This is a genomic window from Tistlia consotensis USBA 355 (assembly GCF_900177295.1).
GTDB classification, from domain to species: Bacteria; Pseudomonadota; Alphaproteobacteria; order Kiloniellales; family DSM-21159; genus Tistlia; species Tistlia consotensis.
Map to the genome: position 1 here is coordinate 103,864 of NZ_FWZX01000018.1, position 18,894 is coordinate 122,757.

Sequence of the window (18,894 nt, forward strand, 5' to 3'; positions counted from 1 at the left end):
CGGGCAAGGCCATGCTCAGGCTCGTCGTGCAGAGGCTGCTGGCGCTCGTTCCGCTCCTCTTCATCGTCTCGGTTCTGACGTTCTCCCTGACCTCGCTGCTGCCCGACGACCCGGCCGACCTGATCATCGGGCAGTGGGGCACCGAGCAGCAGTTCGAGATGGTGCGGGAGCGGCTGGGGCTGAACGAGCCGCTCGTGCCGCGTTATGTCCACTGGCTGGAGCGGGCGCTTCACGGCGACCTCGGCACCTCCTTCTTCAACAGCGTCGAGGTGAGCGACGCCGTGATGCAGCGGCTGCCGGTCACCCTGTCCCTGACGGCCGTCTCCGCCCTCATCGCGCTGCTCGTCGGCCTGGCGGCCGGCATCGCCGCCGCGCTCAGGCCCCGGTCCTGGACCGACCGCCTCGCCACGTTCGGCGCCACCATCGGACAGGCCATCCCGAACTTCTGGTTCGGCATCCTGCTGGTCGCGGTCTTCGCCGTCACGCTGCGCTGGTTCCCGGCCACCGGCTTCACGCCGCTGTCGAGCTCGCCCTGGGAATGGCTGCGCAGCGTCACCCTGCCCGCGATCGCGCTGGGGCTCGCCTCGAGCGCCGCCATCGCCCGCCAGGTGCGCTCGGCGATGGTCGGGGTCCTGCAGCAGGACTACATCCGCGCGGCCAGGGCGCAGGGGCTGTCGAGGCGGCGGGTGATCTTCAAGCACGCGCTGACCAACGCCCTGGTCCCCGTCGTCGCGGTGCTGTCCTTCCAGATCACCGTCCTTCTGGGCGGCGCGCTCATCGTCGAGCAGGTCTTCGCGATCAACGGGCTGGGCACGCTCGCGATCACCGCGGTGCGCCGGCAGGACATCCCGATGATCCAGGGCCTCGTCCTGGTGATGGTCGTCCTGGTGGTGATCGTCCAGCTCGCGACCGACGTGGTCTACGGCTTCCTGAACCCGAAGGCGCGGCCGTCGTGAGCGTGCAGTCGGCAAGCGCCTCCGACCGCGGAGCGCGCAGCGGCAGCAGGCGGCGCGCCTCCGCACAGGCCGTCACGGTCGCGGCCGTCGCCGTGCTGTCCCTGCTCGTGATCGCCGCCGTCGCGGCCCCCTGGATCGCGCCCTACGATCCCCTGCACCAGAGCCTGGGCGCGGCCCTGCAGGGACCTTCCACGGCGCACTGGCTGGGCACCGACGATCTCGGCCGCGACGTCCTGAGCCGGCTCGTCTACGGCTGCCGCATCGCGGTGATCGCGGCCGCCGAGGCGACCTCGATCGCCGTCGTCCTCGGCGTCCCGCTCGGCCTCTTCGTCGGCTATCGCGGCGGCTGGTGGGACTGGGCCGTCATGCGCCTGGTCGAGGCGGTGGTCTCGATCCCCGGCATCATGGTCGCGATCGTCATCATCGCCATCCTGGGCACCGGCCTGCACCGTGCGATGATCGCGCTGGGCATCCTGTTCTCGACCTCCTTCCTGCGCCTGGCGCGCGGCGTCGTGCTGACCGAGCGCGAGGAGGTCTATGTGAAGCTGGCGCGGGTGGTCGGCGCCTCGGACCGGCGCATCCTGCTGCGCCACATCTTCCCCAACATCGCGCCGCCGCTGATCGTCCAGGTCACCCTGACGGTCGGCGCGGTGCTGCTGGCCGAGGCGGGACTGAGCTTCATCGGCCTCGGCGTCCAGCCGCCCGACGCGAGCTGGGGGACGATGCTGAACACGGCGGCGAGCTACATGGAGCTCAACTGGTTCCTCGCCATCCCGCCGGGCATCGCGATCGTCGCGACGGTCCTGTCGATCAATCTCCTGGGCGACGTCATCCGGGACTCGATCGGCCGGGGCGTCGCGGTCGGCGTGAAGCCGACGACGCCGGTCGCGCGGTTCGAGGCGGCGGCGCCTGCATCGCCGGAGTCGGCGGCGCCGCCGCCGCGACGCGACGACGACGTCCTGCGCATCGAGGGCCTGCAGGTCGTCGTGTCGGCAAAGGAGGGCGGCGAGGTGCCGGTGATCACCGACCTGTCGCTCGCCATCGCCAGGGGCGAGACCCTGGGGCTGGTCGGCGAATCCGGGAGCGGCAAGACCCTCACGGGCCTCTCGATCCTGGGGCTGATCGGCGCCGGCGGGCGCTCGACCCACGGCACCATCACGCTGAACGGCACCGAGCTCCGGGCCCTGACGGAAAGGCAGAGGGAGCAGGTGCGCGGCAACGCGGTCGCGATGGTCTTCCAGGACCCGACCACCAGCCTCAATCCCGCCTTCACCGTCGGCAACCAGATCGCCGAGGTCCTGCGCGCCAAGAAGGGACTGTCGCGAAAGGCGGCCTGGGCGCGCACGATCGAGCTGATCGACAGGGTCGGCATTCCGCGGCCCGCCGAGCGCGCCAGGGCCTATCCGCACGAACTGTCGGGCGGCATGGCCCAGCGCGTCGCCATCGCACGGGCGCTCAGCTGCAACCCGGCGCTGCTGATCGCGGACGAGCCGACCACGGCGCTCGACGTCACGGTCCAGCAGGAGATCCTCGACCTCTTCCGCGACCTCCAGGACGAGTTCGGCATGGCCATCCTCTTCGTCACCCACGACCTGGCCGTGGCGGCCGACATCTGCGACCGGATCGCCGTGATGTACGCGGGCGAGATCGTCGAGGTGGCCCCGGTCGACACGCTCTTCGCGACGCCGCGCCATCCCTATACGCGGGGCCTGCTGTCCGCCATGCCGCACGCCTCGGACCGCGATCCGCCCCTGCCGACGATCCGGGGCACGGTCCCGAGGCCCGGATCCTGGCCGCGGGGCTGCCGCTTCTCCGACCGCTGCGGCTTCAGGACGGACGCCTGCGGGCAGCGGGTTCCCCTGACCGGCACGGGCCGCCTGGTGCGCTGCCTGCGCGCGGGCGATCCCGAGCTGGAGGCCGGCCGGTGAGCGACAGCCCTCTCCTCGAGATCCGCGACCTCTGGGTGACCTACTGGCAGCGCTCGGGCCTGACGCTGCGACGCCGGCCCTTTCATGCGGTCAAGGGCGCGACGCTCTCCATCGCGCCCGGCGAGACCCTGGGCCTGGTCGGCGAGTCCGGCTCCGGCAAGTCGTCGATCGCCAACGCGGTGCTCGGCCTGGTGCCGGCGGCCTCGGGCTCGATCCGTTTCGGCGATGCCGAGCTCTCGGCCATGAAGACGCGCTACCCGGCGGCGGCGCGCAGGCAGATCCAGGCCGTCTTCCAGGATCCCTTCTCGTCGCTCAATCCCTCGATGACGGTCGGGGACATCGTCGCCGAGCCGCTGCGGGTCCACACCGGGATGAGCCGCGAGGAGCGGCGCGCCCGCGCGGCCGAGCTCCTGAAGCTGGTCTCGCTCTCGGAAGAGCACCTCGGGCGCCATCCGCACCAGTTCTCCGGCGGCCAGAGGCAGCGCGTCGCGATCGCCGCGGCGCTGGCGCTGCAGCCGCGGCTGATCGTGCTGGACGAGCCGGCGAGCGCACTCGACGTGTCGACCCAGAACCAGATCATCAACCTGCTCTACGAGCGCCGCGACGCGCTCGGCATCGCCTACCTGCTGATCGCGCACGACCTGGCGCTGGTGCACCACATCTCGGACCGGATCGCGGTCATGTACCTGGGACACATCGTCGAGCAGGGACCGGCGGGCCGCGTCTATTCCGCGCCGGCGCATCCCTATACCAGGGCCCTTCTGGAGGCGGTCCCGCTTCTCGATCCGGCCAGGCAGCGCGCGCGGCGCGCGGCGCGCAAGGCGGCGCCGGCCGTCGAGGCGCCCCGCGACGCCGTCTCCGGCTGTCCCTACAGCAACCGCTGCCCCAGCGTCATGGCGCGCTGCCGCTCGGCCATGCCTGCGGCCTTTCCGGTCGAGGGCGGCGGCACCGCGAGCTGCTTCCTGGCCGAGGACAGAGGCCGCGCCCGGCCGGCCGGCGAGCCCGCGAGCCTCGCCTCGTGACACGGGACCCTCGTCTCGCCGGGCACGACGGCCGGCCCGTCAGCGTCTCCCACGAGATCGCGCTGGCGGGGAGTGCCGGCGGCGCGCCGTCGATGCTGACCTGCCGCTGGCCGGACGGCGAGACGCCGAAGGCGCTCGTCGTCTTCTGCCACGGCCTCGGTGCGAGCGGTCGCGGCTACGACGCGCTCTCCGGCTACTGGGCGGCCCGCGGCTATCTCGTCGTGCATCCGACCTTCCCGGACTGGATCGCGGCCGTCGCGGCCCGGGAGCCCGGCCTGGGCCTCGATCCCGACGCCGACCTGTCGGGCTGGGCCGCCATGCCCCGGGTGCGGGCGCGCCTGCACGAGATCCTCCATACGCCGTTCTACTGGCTGGAGAGGATCCGGATCGTACGGCGGCTGCTGGACGAGGCGGACGCGATACTGGCGGCCACCGGCGGCGATCCCGGCCGGCCGGTGCCCCTGGCCGTCGCCGGCCACTCCTTCGGCGCCTACACCGCCCAGCTGCTGGCCGGCGCCGAGATCGACCTGCCGGGCGAGAGCCCCGCCCGCTTCCGCGACGACCGCCTCGCGGCCGCCATCCTGCTCAGCGCGCAGGGGCGCGACCAGCAGGGGCTGCGCGACGGCTCCTGGGAGGCGATGACGGGCCCCGTCCTGACCGTGACGGGGACGCTCGACCGCGGCGCCGGCGGCCAGGGATGGGAGTGGAAGAGCGAGCCCTACGAGCTGGGCCCGCCCGGCGGCAAGTACCTCGCCGTCCTGGAGGGGGCCGACCACTATCTCGGCGGCTTCGCGAGCGGCGGGGCCGGGGCTGCCGTGCCCAACCAGCGAGATGCCGTCCGCCGGCTCACGCTCGCCTTCCTCGACGCCCACGTGGCGCGGGACGCGGCGGCGGCCTCGTGGCTCGCATCGATCACCGACCGGATCGGGCCTGCGCCCCTCCTCTTCAAGCCGAAATAGGGTCCTCGATGTTCCAGCCCCTCGCCGGACTCCGTGTCGTCGACCTCACCCAGGTGCTGGCCGGGCCCTACGCGGCCTACCAGCTCGGGCTGCTCGGCGCCGAGGTCCTGAAGATCGAGGCGCCGGGGCTCGGCGACTGGTCCCGTCACAACGGCTGCCTGCCGGAGCTGAACGAGACGCAGATGGGCCTGACCTACCTGACCCAGAACGCCAACAAGAAGTCCGTGACGCTGAACCTGAAGACGCCGGAGGGGCTCGCCATCCTGAAGCGCCTGATCGCCGGCTCGGAGGTGTTCATCGAGAATTTCCGGCCCGGCACGATCGCCCGCCTCGGCCTGCCCTTCGAGGTGGTCAAGGAGCTGAACCCGCGCATCGTCTACTGCTCGATCTCGGCCTTCGGGCAGGACGGCGCGATGAGCCGCCGGCCCGCCTACGACCACGTCGTCCAGGGCATGTGCGGCATCATGAAGACCACCGGCACGCCGGAGACCGGTCCCCTGAAGGTCGGAGCGCCCTATGTCGACTATGCCACCGGCCTCAACGCGGCCTTCGCCATCGTCTCAGCGCTGCACGAGACCCGGCGCAGCGGCGAGGCGGTCCAGCTCGACGTCGCGATGCTCGACACCTCGATGCTGCTGATGGCCTCGCTGCTGACCAGCCACCTGACCGGCGGCTGGCTGCCGAAACCGTCGGGCAACGAGGCCTGGAGCCAGAGCCCCTCCTCCGGCGCCTTCGAGACCGCCGACGGCCTGCTGATGATCGCCGCCAACAACGACCGGCAGTTCAGGGCGCTGTGCGCGGGGATCTCGCGTCCGGACATCCTGGAGGACCCGCGCTGGGCGAGCCCGGAACAGCGCGCGCTCCATGCCGGGGAACTGCGCTCGGAGCTGGTCGCGACCTTCCGGTCCAGGCCGGCCGTCGAGTGGGAGGAGGCGCTGGACGCGGCCGGCGTCCCGGCAGCGATGGTCCGGTCGCTGGACCAGCTGCTCGCCGAGGATCATGCCCGCACGCGCCGCTTCACCGAACGCCTGGACCTGCCGGGGGCCGAGCGCGCCATCGACGTGCCGACGCTCGGCTTCAAGGTCGATGGCGACACCGTCGCGCCGGCCGTCGCGCCGCCCTTGCTGGGCCAGGACACCGGCGCGGTGCTGCGCAACCTCGGCTACAGCGAGGCGGACCTCCGGAGGCTCGAAGAACAGGGCGTGATCTGACAGTCGTTGCCGGCGGCGGCAGGGTATGGTTTCGGCCGGAAAGGTCAGCGAATTCAAGGGCCGTGCGCGTTGGCGCGGCGAGGTGCGGATTCCGCGGACGGCCATTCTCCCGAACAAATTCGCACCTCGCCGTGGACAGCCTGAGCCATAGGCGCACGCTGGCGAAAGGGCCGGGTCAGCGCCGGGCCGCCAAGGGTGCGCGCCCGGGGTGCGCGTCGCGGCGCGACGACGAAGCCGCCCCTGACCGCCCGTCCCCGACCCGACTAAGGCTGGCCATGCGCCCAAGCGCACAGCTGCACTTGGAAGCTGCGGCAATGGCGAAAACACCGTAGGCTTCGCCATGGCTATTCTCGAATTTATCGCAGCAATGACGAAGGCGCTCGCGTGGCCGCTTGTCGTGTTACTCGCGATCATTCTGTTTCGGGGAGTAATCGGCAGTCGGCTCGCGTCGATCCTGAAGATCTCACACGGCAAAACCGCCGTCGAATTCGATCACGTCGCCAAGCAGGTGGAGGCTGTGATCGCGAGTGAACGTCTGCCCCAGCCCACCCTTAGGCTTCCCGATGATCCGACCGATCACGCAACCAACGTGGGCCGGATCATAGCGGTCTGGGGTCAACTTGAAGATACAGTCAGGCGGCGGCTCTCCAGTGCCGGGACCGATGCAGGGCGGATGGGTAGCGTTCCGATGCTGCGTCTCGCCAACGAGCAAAATCTAATCACGTCGGAGCAGTTGAGGGCGCTCCTTGGTCTTAACGCGATGCGGAATTTGGCTGCGCACGGAAGAGCGCAGGAAATTGACGAGCAGAGGGTGCAGGAGTTCCTCGTTCTGGCCGAAGCCATGAACGCTGTGCTCGCGATATCCGCACCTGGCGAGTGAGCCCCTTCCTTCGACGAAAGGCGCTCGAGACGGCCGCCTAGGTCCAAGACAGCTGGTTCTTCGGCAGCTTTCCGGTCGGGTCGTAGACCGCAACCTTGTGGGGCAGGTCTGGGCCCCATCGCCATAGGACGAGGTTCTGATCGTCGGCCGTCGCGCCGTTGGCGAAGCTGGGGACGAGGATGCCGGCATGACCCTCGTCCATCAGGCCGCGGACCACGGTCCACGAGGCCGGCTCGCGGCCGGCGACGAGGGCATCGCCCCAGGCGCAGGCCAGATGGTCCAGCGCGACGCCGTGCTCGGCGCGGCCGGCATCGCTGCGCAGGTCGGCAACGTCGTCGCAATCGACGTCGTAGCTGCACAGCACATAGGGCGTCAGGCGGTGGGCGAAGCCGGCCGAGACCTCGCGGAAGGCGGTCTTGAGGCTCAGGGAGAGGTAGAGCGTCTCCAGCCCCGGCCAGTTGAAGCGGCGGCCCTTCAGCGCCGCGCCGGCGCCCGAGAGCGGCGTCCACGACCAGTTCGGGTCGTGCGCCCGGAACGCCTCGCCCCTGAACCGCACGGGGCGCGCCTCAGGCGTAGCCGCCGGTCGCCAGATGGTCGAGGTAGTCGCGCACGGCGGTCGCCTGGCCCGACTTCACCAGGGCCTCGGCGGTGCGCCCGCCGAAGGCCGGGATCGGCTCAGCCCGGTACCAGGCCATCGCCTGCGTCGCGCCGCCCGCCCAGCCCTGGACGAGGTTGATGATCTCCAGCATCTCGCGCACGCGGCTCTGAGCCTTGGGCCCGTTGCGGCGGCTGGCCTTCTGGAAGACCTCGCGGCCGAGGCCTGCGGTGTCGGCAAGCTGAGCCTTGGACATGCTGAAAGTCTCTGCCACCTCGTCGACCTTCACAGTGCCGCGCTCGTCCATCAGGCTGGCGATCGAGAACCGGCCGGTCGCGATATGGCGGACGATCCTGCCCACGCGCGCCGGGCCTCGGGTCGCCTTCGCTGCTTGCGTCATCTGCCGCTCCATTGACCGATATTGCGGTAAAAATATAGTCCAGAGCGCCTGATTGCAAGGACGGGGCGCAAGCGCGGATCGAGGAGGCCTGCCGGATTGCGGGCCGGCCGCCGCTCCTCTCCGGAGGCTCCGGCCGTGCGCCGCAGGACTGGAAAATCCGGGCGGACGGCGGCACATAGGGGCGTCATGACCGAGACCGCCCTGCCCGCACCGCCCGACCGCCGCCTCTCCGTCGCGCCGATGATGGACTGGAGAGAGACACTAATCTTTTCAATCGGTTAGATGTCCGCGTGTACAGAACTTGTACACGCCTGTTCCACTTTTCTTTCCTATCCGTTCGCGCGCACCCGATCCGTCCAGCCCCCGATTCCCGCCGCGACACCGCCGTCACGCGCCGTCCGCCGACCTGCTTCGCCTAAGCTACCGTTGGGGCGAAGTCCTTGAGGTCTCGATTTGCGACTTCAAACCCCGGGCCATGGTGACTTGCTCCCGACCGTTCAGCGCCGCTGATGCGTGGAACGTCGGACCGTGGGCGGGATTGCGTTGGGTGCGTCACGGGCACCCAGCAAGCCACGCGGCGAACTGCCGCCCCCTCAATACCACTCCGGATTCTTCAGATGTCTCCGAGAACGTCACTGGGGCTGCCCAGATCTATCGCATGCCCGGATGACGGATTCGGCTGCATCACCGGTTGGCTCTCGCCTCCCATGCACCGGTGACTTCGAGGCGAGAGGTGCTCCCGGAAAGGAAACGCTCGCAGGCGTCCAGCGTTTGCGAAACCTCCCTGCGGGCGGGACCGCGCAGGGCGCACTCCCAGATCGTAAGTTGCCGCCAGCCGGCTAGGCTCAGCGCCTCGGCTGCGCGGGCGTCTCGCGCCCGGTTTGCCTCTATCTTGGTCTTCCAGAAATCTGCGCGCGTCGCCGGAATGCGGAACATCGGGCAATCGTGGCCGTGCCAGAAGCAGCCGTGGATCAAAATCACTGCACGGCGCCGAGGGAACACCAGATCGGGCCGTCCGGGCAGGTCTTGCGCGTGCAGTCGGAATCGAAACCCGCGAGCGTGGAGGCCGCGCCTGACCAGCATCTCCGGCTTGGTGTCGCGGCCACGGATGCGACTCATATTGAAGCTGCGGCGCTCCGGCGAGTGCACATCAGACCCCGGTGAGCCCGCCTGCTTGTCCATCTTCAGATGAAAGCTGCCTGCTGAAGAGGTCGCTGGATGGCTACTCGCGCAGGTACGGGCGGAAACAGCTCGGCCAGGGTCTCAAACTCGGGCGAATTGTCGTGGAAGATGGCAACGCTCTGCTGCAGCGCTCCGTCGAGTGTCGCTGCAAGACCAGCCTGAATCAGGCGCTGCGAGCGCCGGCCAACGAAGGTCAGAAGGATTGGTGTGGAACCATCGTTGTGGCGGACGGACCGGATGAGGGCAAAGTCTTTGCTATCGAGGCCAGCGAAGATCTCGCCCTCAAGCTGGCGACCACCAAGACGCCAGTTCTTGCCCCCCTTGTTGATCCGCCGCTGTTCACGGTTGTTCACCGGCCCGTAGAGGCAGATGCAATCGAACTCCGCCCCTTTGTCCCGGACGATATCCGGATGAAGGAGCTGTTCTGCCGCCGGCGCCGTGAGCGCGATCGCACGCTGTTTGCTCGTGGTGGCCCGACGATGCGCGGAGAACAACCCCATGTCCGAGTCGGTCAGCGACCGGACGATGATAAGCCCGGAAGAATTGCTCACCTGGTTCCCGCTCCAACCGTTCTGTGGGTGTCTTCGTCCTCGGCGGCGTCCTGCGCGACCAGTTGCGTCTTGAGGCTCAGGCCGATCTGCTTGGCGAGGAGCGGCGGGACCGCGTTGCCTATCTGGCGGAACGCCGGGTTCATGGTGCCCTTGAACACGAAGCCATCCGGGAATGACTGCAGTCGCGCGGCCTCCCGGACCGATATCGGGCGGGCCTGATCACTGTCGTAGTGAATGTGGCTGTAGCCATCCTTTCCAAGGTGCGCGAGGAGCGTGCGGGCAGGGCCATCGCGTTCCATCTTCCGCCACTTGTTCGGAAACTTGCTCGAGTCATACGGCGGCACGATACGAGCCTTGAGCTCCACCCACTCGTCCGATCCTTCCGGGAGGGCCTCGCCTGCCAGCCGGCGCTCGGCGACACGCGCCTCAAGGAGTGACAGCGCGTAACGATGGGCTTCAGGGTACTGATCGCCCGGCTGCAACCCGGCGAAGATCTGATAGTCTCGGGGCAGGTACCGGATAACATGGTCGTAGATTGCGGCTCCCCCCTCGTAGCCAGCCCAGGTCCGCATCAGAGAGACGTATGCGTTCGGGCGATCGGTGGCCGGATAGGGGACCGCCACGTCGAAGCCGCGCCGGCCCCTCCGCAGGGTTCCTGCCGCCAGCGCCTCTCGTGCGAAGATCGGAGGAAGGTCTGCGATCGCCGCTTCGGCTGTCACGGCCGGCGGCAGGTCTTTCGAAGCAGATGGCGCCTCGCAATAGTGGTGCGCGCCGCGAGCGTCCGCTTGACCCCCGAGCAGCTTCAGAGCGACCGCCCGCGTACCGCTGTAGCCCGATGGTAACTCTATCCAGTGGGTGGGCGCAGGAATCCTGACTTCGGCCGCCGCATCCTTGTGGATGGCGATGAGGATCATCCGCTCGCGCATTTGAGGTACGCCGTAGAAGGCTGCGTTCAGAAGCGAGTAGCGACAGACGTAGCCCTTCGCAGCGAGGACCTCGGCGATCTCCTCGGCGAGATTATGCCCCCCATGGTTCAGCATGTCGGGGACGTTTTCCATCACCACGGCTACGGGCGCGCACGCCTCCACGTAACGGAGGTACTCGATATAGAGCCGCGCGCGCGCGTCATGGCGGAAGGCTTCCGGATGCTCGGCAACCTCGCGGAGTTTCGAGCGCCCCACGCGGGCGAACGCCTGACACGGAGGGCCGCCGACCAGCACGTCGAAGGCCTGCGCCACATCCCCAAGTCCGAGCGCCTCCGCAAGCGCCGCTGGCGGTGTTTTTGTAATGTCGCGCGCTACCGCATGACGCGCATCACGTGGATGGAAGTTGGCGCCGTGGGAACGGGCGGCGTCCGGATCAAACTCGACGGCTGCGGCGACCTCGTATCCTGCGGCTTTGAAGCCTAGCGAAAGACCCCCACATCCCGAAAAGAGGTCAAGCACACGGGGCTGGCTACCCGCCCGAAGGCGATCGATCTTTCGGTGCAACGTCTGCGCTACGTCCTTCACCGCGCACCGTCCTCAATAGGGCGTCGCTCTGGAGCGCCGTAGCCTTCCCGTTCCAGGTATTCGCGGATCAGCCGCGCGATCAGCGTCGACTTCTTATGGCCCCGCATATCGCAATAGCGCTCGAAACGACGAGCCTCGTCAGGCCTCATCAGCACCTGAACGCGCACGGGTCCGCTCATCGAATCACCTTTTGTTCCGCCCACAGTCGCTGATGAGCAACCCCCGGTCAACACAAGTGTGCATTTTTGCGGCCTCCGAGGTTGCTTGCGGTGAACGCTGTGTACATATGACCGAACGGTTGACGGAACGTCGGTATGATCTTACATGACCGATCGTTGAGGTGAACTTGGCCATTGGAGACAACGCTTTTGGCATTCGCCGACCGACTTCGCGATCTTCGCCGAGCGCGCGGCGAGTCCCTCCAGCAGACCGCTGACGCCGTGGGCGCGTCCAAGGCGCACATCTCTGATCTCGAGCGCGGCGCCGCCCGCAATCCCGGGCTGGAGCTGGTACGTGCGCTCGCGGCCCATTTCGAGGTCACGGTCTCGAACATTCTGGACGAAGCCTCCGCGACGCGGGTCGTCCCGGCCGCCGACAGCAGCCAGGTGACGGCATGGATCCGCATGATCCGCAAGGAACAGGCTGCCGGTCACGATCTGGAGACAGCCGCCGCGGAAGCGCGCGCAAGCTTCGAGAACATGCTGGGCGCATCGCTCGATGCACAGCAGGAGGCGAACTGGGCGGCGGCGCGCGAACAGATCAAGGAAGCCTTGGCCCGTCCGGTCGAGTTCCTCGGGACCCTCTCGCTGCGGAAACCCCGCCGGCCGCAGTGGTACTCCGGCGGAGCGCCCGGCGCGCTGCACTGGCCCGCCCTCGAAGCCTATCTCCTTACGCGGAAGGGGTGGAAGGCCGAGGCCGTTGCCTCCATCGACCGCAGCTCAACCGAGGTGGTGTCCCTGCTGGAGAATCCGGCCCAGTCGACCTTCCGGGGGCGCGGTCTCGTCGTCGGTTACGTCCAGAGCGGCAAGACTGCCAACATGACGGCGACGATCGCCAAGGCGGTCGACGCCGGATACCGGTTCATCATCGTCCTCGCCGGCCTGACCAACGCCCTGCGGCGGCAGACGCAGCGGCGTCTGGAGGACGATCTTCTGAAGCGGCACCGCCACAGCTGGCTCTTGCATACCACTGACGACACCACCGGCGATTTCCGCACCCCGGCCAACCGCTGGTTCGTGGTTACCGAGCAGGCCCAGGTTGCGGTGGTGAAGAAGAACGTCACCCCGCTGCGGCAGCTCATCAAAACCATCGAGAAAACCATCCCCGCGCACCGCGAGCGTCTTCCGGTGCTGATCATCGATGACGAATGCGACCAGGCCAGCGTTAACGCCGGCGGCCAGTTCAACATCACCCAGATCAACCAGCTGATCCGCACCTTGCTCGCGCTGCTGCCGCGGGCCCAGTACGTGGGATACACCGCCACCCCGTTTGCAAACGTGCTGATCAATCCTGAGAAGCCGGCCGGCGGTCTGGACGACCTCTATCCGGAGGACTTCATCACTGCGCTGCCGCTCCCGGACGACTACTTTGGTCCGGAGAGCCTGTTCGGCCGAGATCCGATCGACGCCGATCAGGAACAGCCCGACGAGCGTGGGCTGGACATGATCCGAACGGTCAGGACGAAGGAGGTCACCTTCTTGCGCCCAGCCTCGGCGCGCGGAAGGCATGCCTTCGAGCCTCAGATGACGCCCTCTCTGCGACGGGCGCTGCGCTACTTCGTGCTTTCGACCGCGTGCCGCTACCTGCGCGGTCAGCGCGACCAGCACTGCTCGATGCTGGTGCACACGACCGTCTACACCAGCACTCACCATCGTCTTGCCGATGTCATCCGCACCTGGATTGGTGAGTTCAAGGCTGAGCTTGCGTCGCCGCAGATCCACGACCGTCTTGAGCGCCTGTGGCTCGCGGAGACCGCGCGGGTCGATCCTGAGCCTTTCGGCCGGGTCACGCCGTCGTATGCTGAGATCCGGCCGCTGTTGGGCGATGTGCTGGCGGATCTCGAAGTGGTGGTCGAGAACAGCGCCAGCGACACGCGCCTCGACTTCACCAGCGGGCCCCGTAAGTTCATCGTGGTCGGCGGCTCGGTGCTGGCCCGCGGCCTGACGATCGAGGGGCTGACTGTAAGCCTCTTCGTCCGCAGCTCCAGCCAGTACGACACCCTGCTCCAGATGGGCCGCTGGTTCGGCTATCGCCCCGGCTATGAGGACCTGCCTCGAATCTGGATGACCCCCGATCTTGAGGAGGCTTTCCGCGATCTCGCGACGGTAGAGGCGGAGATCCGCGCCGACATGGCGGTCTACCGCGAACAGGACCTGACCCCAGCCGATTTCGCGGTGCGGATCCGTCAAATTCCCGGCATGACTATTACCTCGGCCGCCAAAATGATCGCCGCCGAGGCCTGCGACATCAGCTTCTCCGGAGAGCACCTCCAGACCATCCGCTTTCAGCACCGCAACGCGGCGCTGTTGCGCGACAACTGGGCTGCAGGCGCCCGGATGATCGACCGTGCGCTACGTAGCGCGCCCGTCGAAGCCGTCACAGGCGGACGTCTCATCCGCGGCGTTCCGCTCGACGTTGCGCTGGAGTTTCTGCGCGCCTACCAGGCTTCGGCGAAGGACAGCTTCTCCGCGGCTCTGCTCAGCTACATCGAATCAGAGGCCGCCCGAGCCGACGCGCCGTTCCAGACCTGGAACATCGGCGTCGTCGAACCCCGCAACGCCCTTCCGTCCGGCCAGCCGCTCGGTGGCCTGGGTCCCGTCTCGCTCGTCCGGCGCGCTCGCCTGAACATCGAGCGGGCGGACGGCGCGGCTGACATCAAGGCGCTGATGTCCCGGCGGGACGTGCTCATGGACGTTACGACCGCAACGCCCGCTACGGACTGGAACAGCGTCAAGCGCGTCCGCCAGCGGGAGATCGGCGACCGTACGCCGCTTCTGCTGCTCTATGCGATCGACCGTCTGTCGGAGCCCGCCAAGGACACCCACTACCGTACGGCGCTCGACGCCGTGGCCGACGTCCTTGGCGTCGGGCTGATCCTTCCGGAGCGCGGACAGCGGCGCAGCTATGTCCGTGTGCGTCTACCGCAGGAGGACGCAGACGAGACCGAAGACGTCGCGGCTGATATGCCCGAGGCGGAGGGTGAAGTTTGAGCGTCGCAGACCTCTCCGCGCTCGCCTGGTCGAGGCTGCGCGAGGAGACCACGGCCGCTTCCCAGGAGCTCGGCATTCCCTCGCTCGCGCTTCCGGTGCGCACGGATCAGGGACCCGCCCGGCTGGCCCTGGGGCAGGACGGCCAGGCCCGCCTCCTGCTGCCGATTGCGCCCGGCGCGCCGTTCCCCCGGATTGTGGAGAGCCGCGGGCTCGGACTCCGCGACAGCCTGCTGACCGCCGACGGGCGCGCGGTCCGGTTCATCGATCTGGCGTGTCGCGAGCCTGCGCTGGAGGATGTCTTCCGCGCCCTGGTAGCCGAGACTCTGGGCCGGCTACAGTCGGGCGATCGGCCGGACGTGGCGGTCGAGGGCGCGGTCCGCGACTTCCGGACCCTGCTTCTCCGCGCCCGGCCGGACGAGATCACGCTCGAGGCCGCGATCGGCCTGCTGGGCGAACTGAACGTTCTGAGCCGTCTGCTCACCGCCTCACCGGGCGCCTGGCGGGCGTGGAAGGGACCGGAAGGGGCACGGCATGACTTCCGCGCCGGCGCGATCGCCATTGAGGTGAAAGCAACCGTCCGTGGGGCGGGTCGGACCATGACCGTTTCGGCGCTCGACCAGCTGCTGGAGCCGCCCGGTGGCGAGCTATTCGTCTACTGGCTGGCCTTCGAGCCCGACCCGGCCGGCGATCTCACAGTCCCTGCGCTCGTCCACCGCGTGCTGCAGCTGGCGGACGACGTCGAAGGCCTGGCCAGCCTGCTGCTGGGAGCCGGTTACGATGTCGCCGCCGGGGACGCCTGGCTCGCCTGGCGCTTCTCGGCTCTCACCGCGGAGCTGTATGCGGTGCGGCCGGGCTTCCCGCGGCTGGTGCCGGACGACTTCGAGGGCGGCTCGCTACCGGTGGGCGTTTCCGGTTTCAGGTATGTCGTGGACCTCGGGGCCGCACTCGAATTCCGCCTCAGCGACGGGGAGGCGGGCGAACTCACGCGCCGCATCGCGCAATGTCTGTGACGCTCCGTCTCGGGTCTGAGCGTTTTGCTCCGACTGGGGGCATCGAGGGCGGCGGTGTGCGCCGGCTGCTCGGCGCGCCACATCTGCCTCTCCTTCAGACCCTGCTGCGGGAGGCTGGTCAGAACAGCTGCGACGCGGTCGCCGGCCCGGGACAGCTCCGCTTCGTAGTGCGGCTGCGGCGACTGGGCGCCGAGGAGCGCGACGCTCTGTGCCAGGCCACCGGTGAGCTGCCTCCGCCCTCAGAGAGTTCGCAACGCCTCGCTGGGGCGCTTGCGCAGCCGGCTCCACTCGTCTTGGAGATCTGCGATTTTGGCACTCGCGGGCTCGGCGGGCCGACCCGGGCGGACCGGTCGTTCAGTGGCGTGTGCAATGACTTCGTGGACTTCGTCCGCAACATCGGGGTCTCGCGTGATGTCGCCCAGGGCGGCGGCACGTATGGCTACGGTAAGAGTATCCTTTACCGGGCCAGCCGCTGCGCAACGATCATCGTCGACTCCCTGACCGAGGCCGGCGAGCGTCGGCTGATCGGTTGCCATCTCGGTGACACCGTCGAACTCGGCCAGGGTCGCCTGACCGGCCGTCACTGGTGGGGCGTGCCGTCCAGCGAGACTGAGGATCTGGTGGAGCCGGTCTGCGGGGACGGCGCCGCCCAACTGGCTGCAGCGCTGGGATTGCCCTCGCGGCCGGACGGCCAGACCGGCACGAGCATTATGGTGCTCGACCCGGATCTTCAGGACGACGATCTCAAGTCCAGCGGCGGCGAGATCGTCGAAGCCCTGCTCTGGTTCTTCTGGCCGAGAATGGTCGCCGTGGCCGGCGTCCGGCGGATGGTCTGTGTGGTCGAGGTGGAAGGGGAGCCGCTGCCGGTTCCCGACCCCGAACAGTTCCCGCCTCTCGATCTGTTCGCCGAAGCCTGGCGGGCCATCAAGACTGGAGGCCTCGGCGCAAGGGAGGTCCGCTCTGAACGACCTATCCGACGTCTCGGGGCGATCTGCCTGCGCACTGGGCTGCGCAATCCCCGTCTCCCGCTGACTGCGTCCGGGCGCACGATCATACCCCAGACGTCGGCGCATATTGCCGTTATGCGCCCGGTCGAGCTGGTGGTCCGCTACTTCGAGGGACCCGCCTTCCCGAACGAGCTTCAGGAGTGGGCGGGCGTCTTCATCTGCGACGATGCGCCGGACGTCGAAGCCGCCTTCGCCCTGGCTGAACCGCCCGCGCATGACGACTGGGATCCGGAGGCGATGCCGAAGGGGCCGGCGAAGACCTACGTCAATGTGGCGCTGCGGGAGATCAGGAAGGCGGCTGCGCTCTGGGCCGCGCCGCCCGCGATCAGGACCGACGGGTCGGGTGCCGGCGCGTCCCTGGCCCGCGCCGCCGACATGCTGGGAGCGCTCGTTCCCGACACGCGCGCGCCCAGCCGACCGGGCGGCAGCGGCGGCCACCGCACGCGCGGCTGGCAGGTACGCGATCCGGAATTCATCGGACTGCGCGAAGGTCCGGGGGGCGTTGAAGCGGTCTTCCGGGTCAGGGCTGCCAACCTGGGGCTGGTCGCGCTCAGGCTGGAGGCGCGGCCTGGACTGGTGCTCGATGGAGTTCTGTCCGGTGAGAACGCCGGACCGAATGGCGACCTCGCGCGGGTCATCGCCTGGACGGACGCCGACGGGCGGACGCTGGCGACCGGTGACACGCTGCCGCTGGCTCCCGGGGCGTCGTTGGATTGCAGCCTCAGTATCGCGGTTCCGCGTCTTTCAGCTGTCGGGGTGGCGATCGCGGTCGGGGAACCGGACGCGTGAGCGCCGTCGCCTACCCGTTTCTGCGGCTTGCCGATGGCGCGATCCGCCAGGGCGCCTGGCTCGTCACCCGCCCGGGAGACCAGGCGACGGTCCTAGGGGATCAGCTTGAGCACTGGGACTACGCGGTCGATCTTCTCCTGACGCGCACGCTTGAGGTCGATGTCGCGGCAGCCGCAGCGCAACTGCAGATTCCGCCGGATGAGCTCAGCCTAGATGTGGCAGTCACGTTCGGTGTCGGTGGCCAGGGCGGGGTTCGGGACCGGCGACTTGTTTGGCGCGAGCCCGTCGCTCCCAGCGGCGTCCGTGCGGACGTCAGCTTCGCACTGACCGGTGCGGATCTGTCCCAGTCCCTGCTGCTGACAACGGAGGTCATCCTTTCCAAGACGCCATCGCAGCGAGGCCGGCTCTCACCGGACCGGCCTGGCCTGCGACTGTGGCGCGATGATCTGCATGTCGCGCTGGAGCCGGCGGGTCAGCGTTTTCCGGTCGAAGCGGTCAGCTTCCGTCATCTGGTCCCGCGACCGCCGGAGGCGGCGTTGTTTTATGTTGATGCCGGCCACGACCTCGACCACGACTTCACCGGGTCTGTCCGGCTATTCCTCAACGCTGACCAGACGGCGCTGATGGAGCGCGTCTCAGAGGGTGATGCGACGACCCTGCAGCTTCTCATCGGCCAGGTGATGGCTCAGCTCTTGCGTCAGGCCCTGGCGGACCACGACTTTACGCCCATAGATGCTCTGCCGGGGTCGGTCCGGGCCGTGCTCGGGTCGTGGCTGACGCTCGCGTTCCCGGATGAACCGCTCGAGGAGGTGCGCATTCTGGCGCGGCGCGAACCTGCCCGGTTTGAGGCGGCCCTCAGCGCGCTGGCCGCGGCTCAGGTTTCCGGCCGTGGCTGACGTGCGCCTTTTTCCGCGGCTGGCCGCCGTCCACGCCCGCCGGCTCTTGGCCAACCCCGGAATTTCGACCGGCGTTGATCCGGACGCGCTGAGATCCGCCGCCGAACCCTTCGTAACGTGGGCGCCGTCGGGTGGACGCCGAAGCACGAACGCCGAACTCGACCGGTTGCGTGATAATATCCGCGCCGTGGCGGCCGCGTGCGGCTGGCCCGGACCTGCGGGGCAGGTTTCCCGGGCCAGCTTCGACGCCGGGATGGGGGCGTTCCTCCTGGAAAGCGGTTACTTGCCGGTGGCCGAAGCCCTTCGCGATGATGTCTGGAGCTGGATCGCAATCGCGCTGGTTCCCGACGTCTGCCTCTGGCGATTCGAAGGAGCCGCGCCGGAGCGTTTCCTGGGTGGGCGTCGGAACACGTTGCAGCGGCTGTGGTCGCGCGCGCGGGTATTCGACCGTGGCCCCGGCGAGGAGGATCGCTGGGAGCTCCTCGACCGGCTGACCGAGGATGCGATGGTTCAGATCACAGAGCGTCCGTCGATCGGGGCGGACCCGAAGCTGGCCGCCGCGATCGGCGAGGCGTGGGTCCGCACCGCCGCGGAGGTGGGCGCCAGCGCCATGGAGGCGCTGACCCGCGAGGCCGTCCGCAATCTGCGCATCACCAATGAGGTCCTCTGCTTCGGCGCGCTGGGCGACGCGGACCTTGCGGCCGCTGTCGGTGAGCACTTCCAGAGAGCTGCGGCGGCAACGGCCTCACAGACAGGACAGGCTTCCGGCTGACGCCGGCAAGATGGCT

The 18,894-nt window shown here is 68.7% G+C and carries 17 protein-coding genes; 11 read left to right on the top strand and 6 right to left on the bottom strand.

Annotated elements, in window-relative coordinates:
• Positions 1 to 11: 11 nt before the first annotated feature.
• The 6 genes from B9O00_RS19885 (at position 12) to B9O00_RS19910 (ending at position 6,956) form a co-directional block, all read left to right on the top strand.
• Entirely contained in the window at positions 12 to 956 is a 945-nt protein-coding gene (locus tag B9O00_RS19885) for an ABC transporter permease (protein WP_085124478.1), read from the top strand.
• Positions 953 to 2,884 (top strand): dipeptide/oligopeptide/nickel ABC transporter permease/ATP-binding protein, encoded by a 1,932-nt coding sequence (locus B9O00_RS19890; RefSeq protein WP_085124479.1) that lies wholly within the window; start codon positions 953 to 955, stop codon positions 2,882 to 2,884. Before B9O00_RS19885 ends, B9O00_RS19890 begins: the two co-directional genes overlap by 4 nt.
• Positions 2,881 to 3,906 carry an oligopeptide/dipeptide ABC transporter ATP-binding protein gene (locus tag B9O00_RS19895; protein ID WP_085124480.1) on the top strand — a complete coding sequence of 342 codons (1,026 nt, stop codon included), beginning with the start codon at positions 2,881 to 2,883 and terminating at the stop codon, positions 3,904 to 3,906. Before B9O00_RS19890 ends, B9O00_RS19895 begins: the two co-directional genes overlap by 4 nt.
• The gene (locus tag B9O00_RS19900; protein WP_143596288.1) at positions 3,903 to 4,865 is read left to right on the top strand and encodes an alpha/beta hydrolase family protein; all 963 of its coding nucleotides are present in this window, start codon (positions 3,903 to 3,905) and stop codon (positions 4,863 to 4,865) included. The genes B9O00_RS19895 and B9O00_RS19900 overlap by 4 nt, the downstream gene beginning before the upstream one ends.
• 8 nt (positions 4,866 to 4,873) lie before the next feature.
• The gene (locus B9O00_RS19905) at positions 4,874 to 6,076 is read left to right on the top strand and encodes a CaiB/BaiF CoA transferase family protein (RefSeq protein ID WP_085124482.1); all 1,203 of its coding nucleotides are present in this window, start codon (positions 4,874 to 4,876) and stop codon (positions 6,074 to 6,076) included.
• A 340-nt stretch (positions 6,077 to 6,416) separates the two neighbouring features.
• Positions 6,417 to 6,956, top strand: a complete 540-nt coding sequence (locus B9O00_RS19910; protein ID WP_085124483.1) for a hypothetical protein — start codon at positions 6,417 to 6,419, stop codon at positions 6,954 to 6,956.
• Between the two features lie 37 nt (positions 6,957 to 6,993).
• Here B9O00_RS19910 and B9O00_RS19915 read toward each other — a convergent pair whose 3' ends face one another.
• The 6 genes from B9O00_RS19915 to B9O00_RS32585 form a co-directional block, all read right to left on the bottom strand.
• Positions 6,994 to 7,512: an RES family NAD+ phosphorylase gene (locus tag B9O00_RS19915; protein WP_085124484.1), complete on the bottom strand. Its 519-nt coding sequence runs from the start codon at positions 7,510 to 7,512 to the stop codon at positions 6,994 to 6,996.
• A gap of 10 nt (positions 7,513 to 7,522) precedes the next feature.
• Positions 7,523 to 7,963: an MbcA/ParS/Xre antitoxin family protein gene (locus tag B9O00_RS33835; RefSeq protein ID WP_322111204.1), complete on the bottom strand. Its 441-nt coding sequence runs from the start codon at positions 7,961 to 7,963 to the stop codon at positions 7,523 to 7,525.
• Between the two features lie 672 nt (positions 7,964 to 8,635).
• On the bottom strand, positions 8,636 to 9,133 hold the full coding sequence (locus B9O00_RS19925; protein ID WP_085124485.1) for a very short patch repair endonuclease: 498 nt from the start codon (positions 9,131 to 9,133) through the stop codon (positions 8,636 to 8,638).
• 2 nt (positions 9,134 to 9,135) lie between these two features.
• Positions 9,136 to 9,684 (bottom strand): hypothetical protein, encoded by a 549-nt coding sequence (locus B9O00_RS19930; RefSeq protein ID WP_200808584.1) that lies wholly within the window; start codon positions 9,682 to 9,684, stop codon positions 9,136 to 9,138.
• Complete coding sequence (locus B9O00_RS19935; protein WP_218822897.1) at positions 9,681 to 11,195, bottom strand: DNA cytosine methyltransferase; 1,515 nt, start codon at positions 11,193 to 11,195, stop codon at positions 9,681 to 9,683. Before B9O00_RS19935 ends, B9O00_RS19930 begins: the two co-directional genes overlap by 4 nt.
• Positions 11,192 to 11,374 (bottom strand): hypothetical protein, encoded by a 183-nt coding sequence (locus B9O00_RS32585; RefSeq protein WP_143596289.1) that lies wholly within the window; start codon positions 11,372 to 11,374, stop codon positions 11,192 to 11,194. Before B9O00_RS32585 ends, B9O00_RS19935 begins: the two co-directional genes overlap by 4 nt.
• A gap of 189 nt (positions 11,375 to 11,563) precedes the next feature.
• On the opposite strand from B9O00_RS32585, the gene B9O00_RS19940 reads away from it, so the two are divergent.
• Genes B9O00_RS19940 through B9O00_RS19960 form a run of 5 tightly spaced genes read left to right on the top strand, consistent with a single transcriptional unit; the run spans position 11,564 to position 18,878 of the window.
• Complete coding sequence (locus tag B9O00_RS19940; RefSeq protein ID WP_159460273.1) at positions 11,564 to 14,404, top strand: Z1 domain-containing protein; 2,841 nt, start codon at positions 11,564 to 11,566, stop codon at positions 14,402 to 14,404.
• The gene (locus B9O00_RS19945) at positions 14,401 to 15,414 is read left to right on the top strand and encodes a PD-(D/E)XK motif protein (protein WP_085124487.1); all 1,014 of its coding nucleotides are present in this window, start codon (positions 14,401 to 14,403) and stop codon (positions 15,412 to 15,414) included. Before B9O00_RS19940 ends, B9O00_RS19945 begins: the two co-directional genes overlap by 4 nt.
• A gap of 56 nt (positions 15,415 to 15,470) precedes the next feature.
• Positions 15,471 to 17,210: a hypothetical protein gene (locus B9O00_RS19950; RefSeq protein ID WP_143596290.1), complete on the top strand. Its 1,740-nt coding sequence runs from the start codon at positions 15,471 to 15,473 to the stop codon at positions 17,208 to 17,210.
• Positions 17,207 to 18,106, top strand: a complete 900-nt coding sequence (locus B9O00_RS19955; protein WP_085124489.1) for a hypothetical protein — start codon at positions 17,207 to 17,209, stop codon at positions 18,104 to 18,106. The genes B9O00_RS19950 and B9O00_RS19955 overlap by 4 nt, the downstream gene beginning before the upstream one ends.
• Positions 18,099 to 18,878, top strand: a complete 780-nt coding sequence (locus B9O00_RS19960) for a DUF6339 family protein (RefSeq protein ID WP_143596291.1) — start codon at positions 18,099 to 18,101, stop codon at positions 18,876 to 18,878. Before B9O00_RS19955 ends, B9O00_RS19960 begins: the two co-directional genes overlap by 8 nt.
• Positions 18,879 to 18,894: the final 16 nt, after the last annotated feature.

Excerpts from the sequence above, each read along its gene's own strand:
- B9O00_RS19905 (WP_085124482.1), top strand. The coding sequence starts at position 4,874 with ATGTTCCAGCCCCTCGCCGGACTCCGTGTCGTCGACCTCACCCAGGTG.
- B9O00_RS19925 (WP_085124485.1), bottom strand. The coding sequence starts at position 9,133 with ATGGACAAGCAGGCGGGCTCACCGGGGTCTGATGTGCACTCGCCGGAG.
- B9O00_RS33835 (WP_322111204.1), bottom strand. The coding sequence starts at position 7,963 with ATGGAGCGGCAGATGACGCAAGCAGCGAAGGCGACCCGAGGCCCGGCG.
- B9O00_RS19910 (WP_085124483.1), top strand. The coding sequence starts at position 6,417 with ATGGCTATTCTCGAATTTATCGCAGCAATGACGAAGGCGCTCGCGTGG.
- B9O00_RS32585 (WP_143596289.1), bottom strand. The coding sequence starts at position 11,374 with ATGAGCGGACCCGTGCGCGTTCAGGTGCTGATGAGGCCTGACGAGGCT.
- B9O00_RS19885 (WP_085124478.1), top strand. The coding sequence starts at position 12 with ATGCTCAGGCTCGTCGTGCAGAGGCTGCTGGCGCTCGTTCCGCTCCTC.